We start from the raw sequence: 14,214 nt of genomic DNA, 5'->3' as shown, positions 1-14,214 counted from the left end.
GGTCTTGTTCAAGAAGGTGTTGTGCTGGACATTGTGCTGATGCATTGTTTGAGTTCAAAGGAATGCGTTCAAATTGGTCCGAGGCCTGGGGGGTACAATGGAGCAAAGGAAAAGCGAAGTCGAGGCTACGCATCGCCTTGATGTTCTGGGCTTTTATTGTCCAGTTCCCGTTGTAAAAACACGGCAAACTTTGCACAAATTAACCAACGGAGATGTCTTAGAAGTCCTCGCCGACGACCCTGAAACCCTTCATGACATGCCTCTTTTACTGAATCGGAGTCTGCATCAATTGTTGGGCATAGTCAATGAAAATGGGGAAATTCGATTCAAAATTGAGGTGATTAAATGACTGTAATCCGCAGAGAAAACGTACCCAGTGAAGCCATACTCCCAACAGAATACGGTTCGTTTCGAATACAAGTATTCCATGAACCCTCTACAGGGTTTGACCACGTCGCTATGGTTCTTGGCGATGTGGTGGGGCCAGACCCCATGCTGCTACGCGTCCATTCAGAATGCTTGACTGGAGATGTATTTCGCAGCGAACGGTGCGACTGTGGACCTCAGTTGCATTCCGCCCTCGAAACCATCGTCCAGAAAGGATGGGGCGTCCTCTTGTACCTCCGACAGGAGGGAAGAGGTATCGGGCTTCATGCTAAAATCCAAGCGTATCACCTTCAGGATGAAGGAGCGGATACACTCGATGCAAATCTCATGCTTGGCCTTCCTGCGGACAACCGAGACTACTCCATTGCGGCTGATATGCTCAAGGAACTCAATGTTACCGATGTGAATTTACTCACCAACAATCCTGAGAAGGTCAATCAACTGCAATCGCATGGAATCAATGTGGTGGAACGGACTCCACTCATTGTTGGTGTGAACGACACAAATCGAGCATACCTTTCAACCAAGGCTGAACGAATGGGCCATCACATCGAAAATGATGACTTGTGAAGAGGAGGGCCGTGGCCGGGAATTGAACCCGGGCTGGCAGAACCACAATCTGCCGTGCTAACCCCTACACCACCACAGCCATGAGAAGTAAATGGCCCTCATGTGCTTGGTATTTCAACCATCCGCCGCAGTAGATTCACCGAAGAAGTCTCGTGTTTTTCAAGCGAAAGACCCCTGCCTTCAAGTGTTACCGAGGAGTGTGGGATAATATGCGAACGAAGCGAGTCATCCTTTGCATCCTACTTCTATGCCTTACAACCGCTGTTGGGCCTTTGGCCTCAACGGTTGCATCCCGTAGCGTTCACAGTACATACGATGTTGATATGCTCCCTCAAGGGACACTGGTTGATGCATCAAAATGGAGCATGAGTGCAGAGACTTCGTTCACCCAAGAAGATGCCACATACACTGAGACAATGGTTGCAGACCAGCGCATGACCATGGCGCATCATCGGCCTGTTCACCTTGACACCATGGCGGTTTGGGCCGGCACTTCTCCTACGGATTCAAATTATTCAATCGGTGCACCGGACGGCGCAAGCACCTGGTCGACGGGCCCTGAAATCAAAGTAACAAATTTTGATGTCAGTGGGCTGAGCGATTACACGATGGTTGAAGTTCACATGAAAGCAGTGATTCAGATACCCGATGCTTTGACAGAAGATACCGTTCGGATTTCAGTTCAGCATTCCAGTGGATACGACCTCCTCAAAACCTTTGCACATACACAAGGCGGTTTGGATTACATCAACAATTCAGCATACACAGTGAACCTCACTGGGCTTCTTGAATGGAATTGGCAGGACCTCAACAGTTTGGAGTTCACACTTGATTACGTATCAGCCGGAGGTGTTGATGACTCGCGCTTGATCGTTGATGCAGTTGGATTGGACATTACCGTCCAGACACCATGGTACGGAGGCGAGGTGGGCCTTGCATCAACAGAATTTACCGGCCATCAAATGCCTCTGATCGACCTCAATTTATCTCAAGGTGAATCCGTCAATATGGCCCTTACAAATTGCGGATTAACACCTTCAATCGGTGGAACGACTGGAGAATGGGTCAGTGGTATCATTGAACACCCTCCTGAACAAATGCTCGGCCGTGTTCACCTCAAACTCTCAGAAGGTGAAGCCGCTAACGTCAGCCTTGAATACGCAGTATCTGCAGACGGGGAATCGTTTTCTTCATTCACAGCACTCCTCGAAAACACGTTACTTCCAGAGGGGGAAGCCTACAAAATCAGGGTAACTGCAATCGATTCCTGTATTGAATCGATATGGGCAGATGTGAACGACCCCTCCCTTACCGTCTCGGGTCGTGTCTTTGGAACCAACGATGGTATTGACCCAGCCTACTCGCGATGGTTGGTTTTCGTCAATGACGAATTGGTTTCTAACGAACCCATGTCACTCGGCTCCTTCACTCACTCATGGCCCATCGGCCAATTCATGGTCCCTGGCACCACGTCCTACACCGTCTCGGTCAAAGCTTGGTTTACATGGGATTCTCTAGGGAATGCGAGCCAGACAGCCCTGGAACTTTCATCGCTTTCGGTTAACGGCGGTTATGCTATAGAATGGGACGAAGACCCTGTGTGTCAAGCCATTGGCGACCAAGAACTGACCGAAGACGGAGGAGGAATCATTCTACCTCTGCTGTTGCGATGCTCAGATGACCGAACATCCAACGAAAACCTCATGGTTGAATTCACGAACAGCAATGAAGGATTGGTTGAAGTTGATTTGACTGAGGGTGAAATGCGGCTCAAACTAATGCCAGAATCAAGCGGCCAGTCCGTGATTGGAATCAAGGTCCTCGATGAAGCTGGAAACATGTGGAGTCAATCCTTCAATCTCCTCGTCAACGCCGTTGATGACGCTCCGGACCTCGGAGAGTTCCAATCGTTGGTTCCTGCGGAACGGGACAAAGTCACTGTCGTGAACCTCACCGTTAGCGACCGTGATTCGTCGATGCTAACAGCATCCACAAACCGAAGTTGGGCTACGGTAGACTTGTCCAATGGAACTCTGACCGTTCAGCCTCCAAATGCAGGGTTCTTTGCCGTCCTCGTATCGGTTTGCGATCAAACATCATGCTCGGAACGAACCCTTGACCTTGAGGTGATGGCACTCGCTGACTTGCTTGTGGAATCGATTGACTTTGGCAGCGAGGAAATGACACAAGGAGACATCGTGTCCATGCGAGTCATGGTTCGCAATCAAGGGCAAGCAGAGGCTACGTTCATCTCTGTCCGCTGCCAGAACGACCAACAACTCATGTCGGTAGAGATCATACCAGTACTTGCGCCCGGTGAACTCGGCTCAATAACATGCGACTGGCAGGTCCCAGATGATGCAAAGGTAATTCGCTTCAGTGCCGTGGTGGACCGTGGACTTGAAATTCCCGAAGGTGACGAATCCAACAACATCATGGAGAAACTCGTTGGTATTGATGAACAACAGGTTGCTGACAAAACGAGCAGTGATGCAGGGCTGTCTTCAACCACAGTCTGGACTGGAAGCATTGGATTGCTTCTTGCGGTCATCGCGTTGTTTGCATACCTGACTCCTGCTAAGATCAAGAAAATCGAGTGATATTGATGAACTCTGCAACACTTTCTCCCGCAGCAATAACGGCGTTGATGAAGCGAATTGATTCCATATCCATCATGGACACGCTCGCAATGGAAATCACTGGATTAGAAGTAGGTGCGTGTTCGGCCTTTGTACCTCGACATGAACGATGGAATGGTATTTTCGAAACGTTTCATGGAGGCATACTCGGGACCATTGCTGATTCCATCACATGTTTTGCCATTCTAACACAATTGGGGCCAGAGGCCAAAGTAGCGACTACGGACTTCAACATTCGTTTCTTGCGCCCATGCCACACGGATGTCACCTGTCATGCCGAAGTGATTCGCCCTGGGAAAACCCTCAGTCTCGCTGAGGCTAAATTGTACGATACGAACCAGAAACTTGTTGCTGTTGCACAGGTCTCTTACATCCTCTTGGAATAAAGTCACAGATGTCGCATAATGCGAATACCTGCCTCAAAGTTGATAACCGGACCGTGTCAGAAGAGGATACTTTGAGGTCGTGGGGACCGTTCAACTTCGGTTGACAGAGTGGGAGTGGGAACCATGTCTCTATTGAAAATACGAATTGAAACAGAAGAATACATCTACGAAGAATACGTTGAAGCGTGAACGGATCAAGCTTGCTTGACCCAGCGCCGAGGGTAGACTTCGGTGTCCATCAGGACCATGCTTGGACGAGCAACTTCTCCGTTTTCCATAGCACCGATATTGTCGGTATCTACGGTGAGCTTAACGAATCCAACTGCCTCTCCCTTGATGGAGGTAATCAGAATGTCCTCGCCGGACGGTATCCCAGCAGGAACGCTTACGATTCCTGGACGCAACAACGGTGCGCCAAAGGTAAGTGCAGCAACTGCACTGTCCTTAACAACGCAACGAGGAACATCAGCAAGCAATTTCTCAATCGGTTGAACAATACGCATGAGAGCGCTTGCATCGCCACATTCCTTCCAAAGCCATACGGCGTCAGCCACGGCATCCATGGTCACGCAGTCGTCCAGCGAGAACACTCCAGAGTGCTCACGTCGGAGTTCTTTGAGCTCTACTGGTGAACCGAGCATGAGCCCCATATCTCGGGCCATGGTTCGAATGTAGGTTCCTGCTTCACACGTGATTCGAGCAACCATGTCTTTTTCATTGAAGTCAAGTCGTTCAAATTTGAAGATTCGGCGGGTGCGAACTTGGACCTTAACAGCCGATACCTCCGGAGGTACGTTGTAGATACGTCCGGTCATTTTACCCATGATCTCATCAAGTTGGCCTTCGGTTGGAGGCGTCTTGAATCGGAAGACTGCGATGTAGGATTTACGATGCTTGAGGACTTTGTTGGTGATTTTCATGCAACGTCCGGCCATGAGCGGAAGGACACCGGTTGCGAACGGGTCAAGTGTTCCACCGTGACCAAGTCGCTGCAATCCGAACAGGTCTCTTGCCCAAGCAGCCAACTGGTGCGAAGTGGGGCCTGCTGGTTTGTCGACGAGGATGAAACCTGAGGCGAGAAGTTGCTCAATCGTACGTTCATCGGGCATGGTCCCAAAATGGGGGTCCGTTCCGGCCTCGGGGTCAAGGATGTGGGTGTTCATGATGCGGCCTCTATGAGGACGACGACAGCCTCAAGTATTTCATCTGCATTGAGGTTTGATGCTGAAATGACATGTGTATAGGGTTCTGGGTCTTCGGGCACAAGGCCGTAAAGTTCCATGAAGCGCTCCCCATCAACCTTGGACCTTGATGCGTTAGCAGCGAGCGCTTCACTCAGTTGAATCCCTTCACGGTTCACAACTCTACGAGCACGTTCTTCGTCATCCACGTCCAACCAAATTCGGAGGCAGGGAAGGTCCAACTTGAATGCCCACCAGCCTGCGAGTCTGGACTCGACAATGTTTGAGGCATCGTTGGATTGCATTCTCTCTTTGAGCAAGGCATCAAGTGAGCGGTCTACGTCGAGTTCTTCTTGGCACAATCGTCCAAAATCAGCGAGACTCATTCCACGTCGTTTTGCTTCTTCTCTGAAGACATCGCCACCGTTGAGAGCGGTCCAACCAAAACGGTCCATGAGCGCTTTCACCAGAGTGCTGGTGCCGCTTCCAGGATGGCCCGAAACGGTGATGTGAAGCATGAATCACACCCATTCATGGAAGCACACATTGCAGCGCTTGGTTCGTGGCCCATCGTGAGTGATGACGTCACCTTGACATTCAGGGCATGAAAAATCATAGACACTTTGTTCCTCAACTTCTTCGTCTGAATCGACGCTCTTGGAGGAGGTGGTCTTCTTTTTATTCTGTTGAGACCTTCGTTGGGACCTCTGTTGCCGCTTCTTAACTTGGTTTGACGCTGCTGCAGGCTTTGTAGCAATGAGGTGAAGAAGTGGTTCCTTGATGACTTCTCCGCTAAGGACCAGAGGGTGGGATTTGTAACGAGCGAGTTTGATGTGTCGGTCAAGAACACGACCGTAAGCAGCGCTCATGGAAATGTAGCAGCAAATCCAAGCTGGGAAGAACAGGAAGCGGTCTTCCAAGAGATTCCACTCCGGTGCCCAAGGCAAGGAAACATAGTCAACACGGAACGTTTCAACGGCTGTAGTCAACCACGCAAAGATTCCGATGATGAAAATCATGGTGAACATCATGGGTTTCATAGCACCCATTTGAACATCGAGTTGTTCGGGCATCATCTGTTGTTGAAGCGTCATTGCTTTTTCTTGGAGAATTGGGTCCCGAGACATACGTGCTTCGTTCATAATTTGACGAACCTGTCCTTGACGGTGTCCGATGTGTGCTTGGTCCATAGGGTCAACAAAGAAATTTCGAATCACCGTGTTGAGCGTCATTGAAAACACTCCGAGAATCAATACCGTAATCACGAAGAAAGACTCTTCAGGGAGCAAAGGTGAGAGAATAGGATCCGCAGTGGTACCCAACGAGAGTCGAATCGAAGGGGTCATGATGAGAACGGTCATCATCACCATCACGATGAGCATCAAGAACATTGAGCCACCCGGCGGGGCGGGCGGAGGTGGGGTTGGACCATTGGCCATAATTCACCTGGGTAGCGGGAAGGGCATGAAGGTTAGCCTTGATTTCACTCATACAGCCCGCTCTCAAGAGAGGTCGTGCACAAACCAGCGTGAAGTTCAAACAAGAGCAGTCACACGGTCAAACATGCGCAAGAAAGAACCGCTCACCGTAGATACTACCTGGCGCTATCCTTTGCCGATGCCGATGCCCGGCCAACCGGTCTGTGCAACTGAATTAGAGGCCGTTACTCAACTGGCCCAACTTCCAGAATCCCCTCGTATGTTTTTGTGGACCGATACTGAACGAAAATGTCCGAACGATTGGGGATTTATCGCAAGTGTCCGAGAAGGCATCCCTCCACAAGGCGTAGAGGCTGAACTTCTAGCATGGGCCGGTCAATACCGTAATGCTTGGCTTGCAGTGGATTTGCGAGACGGGGTGATCCCGCCTTCAACGGTCACACCAATGGAAGAATTGCTTTCTTCATTGAAGCGACCCATTATTATTCTAGTAAGCCGATCATCTGAGCATGAAGATTGGCCTCAATGGGTGCTTCCTGAGTGAACGTAACCAACATCGACGCAGGCGCATTCTAGCATCATGCCCTCAACCGCGGTTGACGAACGAGGCTATTTTGAATCACTCAAAGGTAAACTTACAGGCACTGCATTCTGTAGCGTCTGCAGGGTTGAGGGTTTCACAGATTCCGCAGGCCTTTTCTTCAGCGTTATCCGATCCTTCTTCGTCACGGGAGTTCCATGCCTTTGCAGCATCTTCCAATTCGCCCTTCTTGAGGTAGCCATTGTCGTCGCTATCGTAGTCCGCAGCGAAAGCAATGAAGGCATCGCGGTCAGAGATACCGGCTGCATCCATGACACGGAGAAGTACGTCTTCTCGCCAGTTCATCTTGGGCTCCTCATCGGTGGATTCGGCTTCTGCATCTTCTTCAGAGGTTTCAGCTGACGCTTCGACTTCTGTACCTTCTTCAGAGGTTTCAGCCACATCGGTGGATTCTTCCTCAGTGGATGCTTCTTCTGAGGTTTCTTCTGATGCTTCTGCCTCAACTTCTGCTTCTTCTGAGGGTTCTTCTGATGCTTCACCTTCTGCACCTTCAGCAACTGCTTCAACTTCTGCTTCTTCTGATGCTTCTTCTTCCGCCTCTTCAACCTCAGGGAGATCATCGGACTCGATTTCATCTCCGAAGTGAACACCATGGAAGCGATTGAGTGCTTCTGCGTCAACTTCTCCGGTTCCCTTGATGTCAAAGGATACTTCCAAACGTTCACCCTTCTCAACCTTGGGGACATGCCATACGATGTGCAATCCGCCTTCTCCTTCTTCGGAGGTCATCTTGACATCGTCGCGCTTTCCGTTTGCACCCTTCATCGACCAGTCCTTGATTTCAAATTGAGCTGGAAGCACATCGTTGATGTACAGGTCGCTCAAGGCTGTGTCGCCGTTGTTTTCAAAGAGGATCAAGACCTCATAGCGGCCTTTTCCTCCAAGAGGAATCGCTTGCTTACCGGCACTGAAGTTACGACGGTTGTGGATGACCTTGATGGTTGGTGTTTCCGCTGGTTCGCGGGTACAGATCGGGCCGAAACGCTCCGAGCTGAATTCAACCCGTGCAGGACCGTCCACACGTGTATTGTTCGGTGTTGGGTCCGGAGCATTGAGGGGGTAAGAAATTTCAATCTTCTTTCCGGGCTTTAGTCCGAGAGGCCCGCGTGTTCCGACGGTGAGGGTCATGGTATGACCGATGCCGTCAGGGGATTTGTGTTCCTTCTCAATGGTAACTCCTTCAGCCATTTCGACTTTGAATTGGTCGTCATCAATGGTTTTACCATCAAGTTTGATGGTCAACTGCTCCTGTGTAGGTGCGTCAAACAATCCAGGAATATCATCCGTGATGCGCATCAAGTTGATGACAGAGGAACCCTTGTTCTCGAGGACCATAACCGATTGGATTTTCTGTGCACGATAGGAACGCAAACCACTTGTGGAGTACGCCTTCGAAATATCTGCTTCCAGGACTTGAAGTTTCTTTTCCTCAAGTTTCATCGAACCCTCTGTGCTTTGAATGGCTCGCGGTAGAACCGAGTAAGACAATTCGTAGGTAAAGTCAGGTTCAGATTGGGCCATAACAACTCGCTCTTCAGATTCCCACTTACCGTAGGGGTGGACATCCTCGTCAACATCGTGGATGTCAAAGAGAAGTTCTTCGCTGCCCTTCATTCGAACTTGGAGTTTTACCAAATCAACGGCAAAGGAGGAGCGGTTCTCAAAGATAGCTTGACACTTCCAGTTGTCAGGGCGCTCGTCTTCACGGACTCGCATGTAGGTGAATCCACGACAGAATGCATCCAACTCTCGGAACATCATGTTTGAGAGTGTGGAATCAGCACGGTAGGTTGCGCTTGCTTGTCCTGCCTTGATGGCCTTTGTCGATGACACTGAGATTGTACCTTCCATGGAGATAACTTGTTTTTCACCTGCATTAAGTCGGCCGATGTTCCAAGTGATGGTTCCATCCTCAAATTCAGCTCCACCGGTCATGGCGAAATGCATGGCTTCGGGGATCGGTCGGGTGACGACAACATCGTGGAGTTCCACACCGGACATGTTCTCGACTTCAAGTTCAAGAGATATCTCGCCCGGGTCCTCATTCATAGCAACGGAAAGTGAGCGTTCTTGAGAGCGGGACGGGTTGGTGTCCAATCGCTCTCGTAGCGTCATCATCTGCTTTCCATTTACCTTGTATGACATTGTATGATTCTTTGATGGTTCAAGTTCGTCTACGGAAACATGCTCCCCGCCGATATCGGTTGCATCGATGTTGTCAAGCATGACGTCGATGTCGTAGATTCTGTCTTCTGACGAAGGGTTGTTGACCGTAAGGGTTCCTTTGACGGATTGTTTGATGATATGTCCATCAGCGTTCAAGGTTGTCGTTTCAATTTCATGCAACGTTCCTTCGAGTTTGTCACCGGGGACAGTCTCAACTTCAGCACGGCTGCGAATGGTCGCTCCTGCTTGTTCTCCAGTGAGGTCAGATGGGACCAAATCCGGTAGCGGTGGTTGTTCCAAGAGTTCTTGACTTGGAGGTGCTGCGAGCGGGTCCATCAATGGATCTGCTGCGGGAGGCATTGGGGGCATCTCGGGAGGTGCCGGAGGTGCTGCGAGCGGGTCCATCAATGGATCTGCTGCGGGAGGCATTGGGGGCATCTCGGGAGGTGCCGGGGGTGCTGCGAGCGGGTCCATCAACGGGTCAGCAGCGGGTGCTTCGGGCATTGGAGGCATTGGAGGCATCTCGGGAGGTGCCGGAGGTGCTGCAAGCGGGTCCATCAACGGGTCAGCAGCGGGTGCTTCGGGCATTGGAGGCATTGGAGGCATCTCGGGAGGTGCCGGAGGTGCTGCAAGCGGGTCCATCAACGGGTCAGCAGCGGGTGCTTCGGGCATTGGAGGCATTGGAGGCATCTCGGGAGGTGCTGGAGGTGCTGCAAGCGGGTCCATCAACGGGTCAGCAGCGGGTGCTTCGGGCATTGGAGGCATTGGAGGCATCTCTGGAGGAGCTGGAGGTGCATCGGCCATCGGAGGCATAGGCGGCATTGCTGGCATACCGGGAGGTGCTGGAGGTGCATCGGCCATTGGAGGCATAGGAGGCATTGCCGGCATACCGGGAGGCGCTGGAGGTGCATCGGCCATAGGAGGCATAGGAGGCATTGCCGGCATACCGGGAGGTGCTGGAGGTGCATCGGCCATAGGAGGCATTGCCGGCATACCAGGCGGTGCTGGCGGTGCTTCGCCCGGAGGCATTGGAGGCATAGGTGGCATACCAGGCGGTGCTGGAGGTGCATCAGCCATCGGAGGCATTGGAGGCATACCAGGCGGTGCTGGAGGTGCTTCGCCCGGAGGCATTGGAGGCATAGGTGGCATTCCTGGTGGCATAGGTGGTTTTTCGTCAGTCATCTTCAATTCCTCCGGTTCACACGATGTGCGACAAAGGTTCGGACGCACGCCGAGCACATAACCGTTCTCCAACATCGTGTTTGATTATTGAGTTTTCAAGCCGATTTTATCGAGAATACAGCGAGGGGTTGATGTAGGGTAGGACGGAGCGTTGTTCATGGTCGGTATGGACAGTGGCTCACCCCCAGTACTATTTGTCGTTGGAACAGCAGGTGCTGGTAAATCTTCGTTGGTGACCTCGTTTCAACGCTGGTCTCGTTTCTTGGAAACTGAAGCGATTGCGATCAATTTGGACCCAGGAGCAGAACGTGTCCACTACGATGCAGAGTTTGACGTAAGGGATTTAATCTCACTCACCGAAGTCATGGCGGAGTACGACCTCGGCCCGAACGGTGCGCAGATCCTTGCTGCTGACTTATTGGCTGCACAAGCAGGCGATGTCGCTGAGCAACTTCACTCACTCTCTGGAGACGTGATGATTGTTGACACACCTGGACAAGTCGAACTGTTCGCCTTCCGCGAAGCGAGCAACCACCTGATTGAAACGCTGGGCCGTGAACAATCCGCCATCATTTACCTGTTCGACCCCATGCTTTCACGGTCTCCATCTGGTTTCGTATCCCAGATGCTCCTTTCATCCATTGTTGAATTCCGATTGGGACTCCCGACCAAGAACTTCCTTTCAAAGGCAGACTTACTGGAGCCTGAACAACTGGAACAAATTCTCGAGTGGTCAGAGCGACTTGAGATTCTTGAACTTGCACTGTATGAGGAAGCAGGAGGTCAGCGTACTGAATTCGCCATCAATCAACTCCGAATGATGCAAGAATTTTCCCAAGCACCCGGACTCACACCCCTTTCGTCGGAGCTTGAAGAAGGAATGGCTGATATCTTGACCTTTGCACAAGCCTTGTTTGGTGGAATGAGCGATGCACGTGATGGCTTCGCAGCGGACATCGAGCATGAGAAGAACTGAGCGCACAACGCTTAGAAGCCGCCTTGATGTGGACGGTGCATGACTCAACACTTGCTTGCGATTGACGATGTAGCAGAAGATCTTGAAGCGATTCTCAAATGGGCCATCGAATTCAAACGACAATGGAAACAAGGTGATGATGTTGCCCAAAACTTCCTTCCACTTGATACTCTAGCCATTGGTTCAATTTACGAAAAGCCCTCAACCCGCACACGTGTTTCGTTTGAAGTCGGCGTTCAGCGTTTTGGAGGCAGTGCATTGACGCTTCTCAAGAACGACATTCAACTCGGCAAGTCCGAGACCATCGGAGATACTTCCCAGGTGCTTTCTCGCTTCCTTGGTGGCATCACCTACCGTTGCTTTGGCCATGAAGATGTAGAAGAACTGGCGAAATACGCAACGGTTCCCGTCATCAACGCTCTATCTTACAAGCACCATCCATGTCAAGCAGCAGCCGACCTCATGACCATTCTCGAAAATTACGATGAGTTGGAAGGTCTCAAAGTAGCATGGGTTGGTGATGGAAACAACGTGCTCCATGACCTCATGCTGGCCTGTGCTATTCTAGGAATCGACATCCATTATGCATGTCCCGAAGGCTACGAGCCTCACGAAGATGTAGTGGAACGCAGCAAAGCCTTCGCTGATGAACATGGAAGTTCGGTGGTCCACACAACCGACCCAATTGAAGCCGTAACCGATGCAAGTGTCGTTTACACCGATGTGTTTATTTCAATGGGGGAAGAGCATATGACGGACAAAATCAAGTCGTTTGAAGGCTACCAAGTCAACGAAGAAATGGTTGCACACATGGCTGACAATTGGTCCTTTATGCACTGTCTTCCGGCCCACCGTGGAGAGGAAGTTACGGATTACGTGATGGACCACAAGCAGAGCATTGTATTTGACCAGGCAGAAAACCGTATGTGGGCCCAAATGTCACTCATGGCGTTTTTGATCAACCGTGGAGCATGGGAAGCAATGGGCGAATTCATGGGTCTGATCGATTAGACCAACAATGCAACAACAAAACCGATGAGGCCAAGGAGCATAGCCGCTCTGATTCGTCCCGCTACAAGTTCGTCTTCGCCTTTGTAGAGTGGCCCGTTGAGTGTGATAAGCATTAGAATTGCAGGTGTTTGTAGAACCAGTTGACCGAATGCAAACGGTCCGAGCCAAAAGGGCATGTAAAGGCAAACGAGGCTCGCCATAACGAGGATGTAAGCAGCCATTCTCACCTTTTCCTTCCCGTAAATCATTGGAAGTGTTGTTCGAACATCGGCATCAGCTTCCATGTCCATGCAATCCTTGACCATTTCACGTGCCAAGTTTGTTGTGAAGACGACACCGAAAATCCACCAGAGCAAGGGTTTGCTAATGTGTCCAACGCCCGCACCGCCATACAAAATGACGGCCCCAACAAGAATTGAAATCACGACGTTGCCCATCAGACCCTTGTTCTTGGTTGCTGGACCGTGGTCATAGGTGACCATAAGGAGGGCTGCAATGATGTAAATGATGACGGTTGGGGCAACAGTTTCCACATCAAGTTCTGAAACGGAGAGGAGTCCACCGATGTGAGCACCAACACTCAGCACCCATAGCAATGAAGTGAAACGCTTGGCATCATCAACGCCGATCGCACCGGACGGTATCGGTCGTTGAGGATGGGCTTTGAGGTCGATTTCTGCATCCTTTATGTCGTTCATTGCATTGCCTGCACCCATAAAGAACATAACCGCCAATGTATGCAGCAGCACTGTAAGTAAAGGAAAACTTGCATTGGTATCTTGCAGAGCAAAGAATGCCCCTAATGGAACGGTAGCTCCAGCAAGGATGAGGTTCTTTGGACGCATGAGTTGAACGGCCGCCCCAATCGTCCCTGCCATGGTTTGGAGGAGGAGGGTATTGTTCTTGATTGCTTGGCTTCAAGCGGTGGCGATTGACCAGATGCAAACACGCATCCGAAAGCCCCCAAGGCCGGTTCCTTCATCGAATCCAACTTTGATGAACCTTCGGTCTCGGGCGAGAACGTTACCGAGTTGGTTCATGGTTGCACCCCATCGGAACCGTTGATTGACATGGTCAAGAATATCGGTCGTATTTGCTTCACCGACTTCGCTCAAGAAATCTTGAATCTCACTGCGTAATCGCTTGGTTCGACTCATTTATGCTTCACCTCGTACAATGCGTTGATGAAGTGAACGCATACTGTTGCTCATCGGTCGTGGTGTAGGGGACGATCCAGGTCCTGCAAGGGGCTGCCAGGTGATTTGCTTCGAGTGGGAGGGGAGTCGACCCGTTGGATGAGCCAACACCGTTCGGCTCTTCTTTGCCCAGGCAGGAGGTGTACGGAGATTTGTGCTTGAAATCATGTCCTCAAAATGGATTCGTTGTGGTTTCGGGGGTTCTTGCATGGTACAAATGCTGCGGCGGTGGTATATCAAGCGATGAAACACGGCGGTTTTGGAAGTGAAACAGATTATGCGACGCAGTGGCTTGTTATTCACTTTCCATTTTCAGTTAAAGTGAACTGTCAAGTGAACGTTGAAGTGACATGACGGTCGTTGTGATGCGTGATGGCTAAATACGGGATGGCGGTGGCCAAACCATCCACGCTCGTATAGTGTAGTGGCCCATCATGAAGGACTCTCATTCCTTCGACCCGGGTTCAAATCCCGGTACGA

At 50.9% G+C, this 14,214-nt stretch carries 14 protein-coding genes and 1 tRNA gene; 7 read left to right on the top strand and 8 right to left on the bottom strand.

What is annotated here, in order from left to right; genetic code table 11:
- Nucleotides 1-97 precede the first annotated feature (97 nt).
- Together AAA857_RS08205 and ribA are read left to right on the top strand one after the other, a co-directional pair.
- Nucleotides 98-349: a sulfurtransferase TusA family protein gene (locus AAA857_RS08205; RefSeq protein ID WP_338174475.1), complete on the top strand. Its 252-nt coding sequence runs from the start codon at nucleotides 98-100 to the stop codon at nucleotides 347-349.
- Entirely contained in the window at nucleotides 346-957 is a 612-nt protein-coding gene (ribA, locus tag AAA857_RS08200) for a GTP cyclohydrolase II (protein WP_338174474.1), read from the top strand. Before AAA857_RS08205 ends, ribA begins: the two co-directional genes overlap by 4 nt.
- Nucleotides 958-964: 7 nt before the next feature.
- On the opposite strand, the gene AAA857_RS08195 is transcribed toward ribA, so the two are convergent.
- Nucleotides 965-1,036 (bottom strand) — tRNA-His (locus AAA857_RS08195).
- Between the two features lie 130 nt (nucleotides 1,037-1,166).
- On the opposite strand from AAA857_RS08195, the gene AAA857_RS08190 reads away from it, so the two are divergent.
- A complete protein-coding gene (locus tag AAA857_RS08190) occupies nucleotides 1,167-3,557 on the top strand; it encodes a CARDB domain-containing protein (RefSeq protein ID WP_338174473.1) in 2,391 nt (796 codons plus the stop codon).
- 5 nt (nucleotides 3,558-3,562) lie between these two features.
- Nucleotides 3,563-3,982 (top strand): PaaI family thioesterase, encoded by a 420-nt coding sequence (locus tag AAA857_RS08185; protein ID WP_338174472.1) that lies wholly within the window; start codon nucleotides 3,563-3,565, stop codon nucleotides 3,980-3,982.
- A gap of 194 nt (nucleotides 3,983-4,176) precedes the next feature.
- Here the strand turns inward: AAA857_RS08185 and AAA857_RS08180 are convergent, their stop codons facing one another.
- From AAA857_RS08180 to AAA857_RS08170, 3 genes are read right to left on the bottom strand one after another with little or no spacing between them, the layout of a single operon-like run.
- A complete protein-coding gene (locus tag AAA857_RS08180) occupies nucleotides 4,177-5,145 on the bottom strand; it encodes an RNA-guided pseudouridylation complex pseudouridine synthase subunit Cbf5 (protein WP_338174471.1) in 969 nt (322 codons plus the stop codon).
- Nucleotides 5,142-5,681, bottom strand: a complete 540-nt coding sequence (locus AAA857_RS08175; RefSeq protein WP_338174470.1) for an AAA family ATPase — start codon at nucleotides 5,679-5,681, stop codon at nucleotides 5,142-5,144. The genes AAA857_RS08180 and AAA857_RS08175 overlap by 4 nt, the downstream gene beginning before the upstream one ends.
- A gap of 3 nt (nucleotides 5,682-5,684) precedes the next feature.
- Complete coding sequence (locus AAA857_RS08170; protein ID WP_338174469.1) at nucleotides 5,685-6,602, bottom strand: EMC3/TMCO1 family protein; 918 nt, start codon at nucleotides 6,600-6,602, stop codon at nucleotides 5,685-5,687.
- A 124-nt stretch (nucleotides 6,603-6,726) separates the two neighbouring features.
- On the opposite strand from AAA857_RS08170, the gene AAA857_RS08165 reads away from it, so the two are divergent.
- Nucleotides 6,727-7,146, top strand: coding sequence for a hypothetical protein (locus tag AAA857_RS08165; protein WP_338174468.1), 420 nt, complete (start codon nucleotides 6,727-6,729; stop codon nucleotides 7,144-7,146).
- Nucleotides 7,147-7,221: 75 nt separating this feature from the next.
- Here AAA857_RS08165 and AAA857_RS08160 read toward each other — a convergent pair whose 3' ends face one another.
- Nucleotides 7,222-10,551: a hypothetical protein gene (locus AAA857_RS08160; protein WP_338174467.1), complete on the bottom strand. Its 3,330-nt coding sequence runs from the start codon at nucleotides 10,549-10,551 to the stop codon at nucleotides 7,222-7,224.
- 157 nt (nucleotides 10,552-10,708) lie between these two features.
- Here AAA857_RS08160 and AAA857_RS08155 point away from each other — a divergent pair, with 157 nt between their 5' ends.
- Both AAA857_RS08155 and argF read left to right on the top strand, forming a co-directional pair.
- Entirely contained in the window at nucleotides 10,709-11,527 is an 819-nt protein-coding gene (locus tag AAA857_RS08155; protein WP_338174466.1) for an ATP/GTP-binding protein, read from the top strand.
- Between the two features lie 39 nt (nucleotides 11,528-11,566).
- Nucleotides 11,567-12,538, top strand: coding sequence for an ornithine carbamoyltransferase (gene argF, locus AAA857_RS08150; RefSeq protein ID WP_338174465.1), 972 nt, complete (start codon nucleotides 11,567-11,569; stop codon nucleotides 12,536-12,538).
- Here argF and AAA857_RS08145 read toward each other — a convergent pair.
- The 3 genes from AAA857_RS08145 to AAA857_RS08135 are packed head-to-tail and all read right to left on the bottom strand — an operon-like array spanning nucleotide 12,535 to nucleotide 13,944.
- Nucleotides 12,535-13,416, bottom strand: coding sequence for a geranylgeranylglycerol-phosphate geranylgeranyltransferase (locus tag AAA857_RS08145; RefSeq protein ID WP_338174464.1), 882 nt, complete (start codon nucleotides 13,414-13,416; stop codon nucleotides 12,535-12,537). The genes argF and AAA857_RS08145 overlap by 4 nt on opposite strands.
- Nucleotides 13,417-13,455: 39 nt before the next feature.
- Nucleotides 13,456-13,695, bottom strand: a complete 240-nt coding sequence (locus AAA857_RS08140) for a DUF3860 domain-containing protein (RefSeq protein WP_338174463.1) — start codon at nucleotides 13,693-13,695, stop codon at nucleotides 13,456-13,458.
- Complete coding sequence (locus tag AAA857_RS08135; RefSeq protein WP_338174462.1) at nucleotides 13,696-13,944, bottom strand: hypothetical protein; 249 nt, start codon at nucleotides 13,942-13,944, stop codon at nucleotides 13,696-13,698.
- Nucleotides 13,945-14,214: the final 270 nt, after the last annotated feature.

It is taken from the genome of Candidatus Poseidonia alphae, from assembly GCF_943787815.1.
Classification (GTDB): domain Archaea; phylum Thermoplasmatota; class Poseidoniia; order Poseidoniales; family Poseidoniaceae; genus Poseidonia; species Poseidonia alphae.
This window is presented reverse-complemented; position numbering and strand designations above follow the sequence as displayed.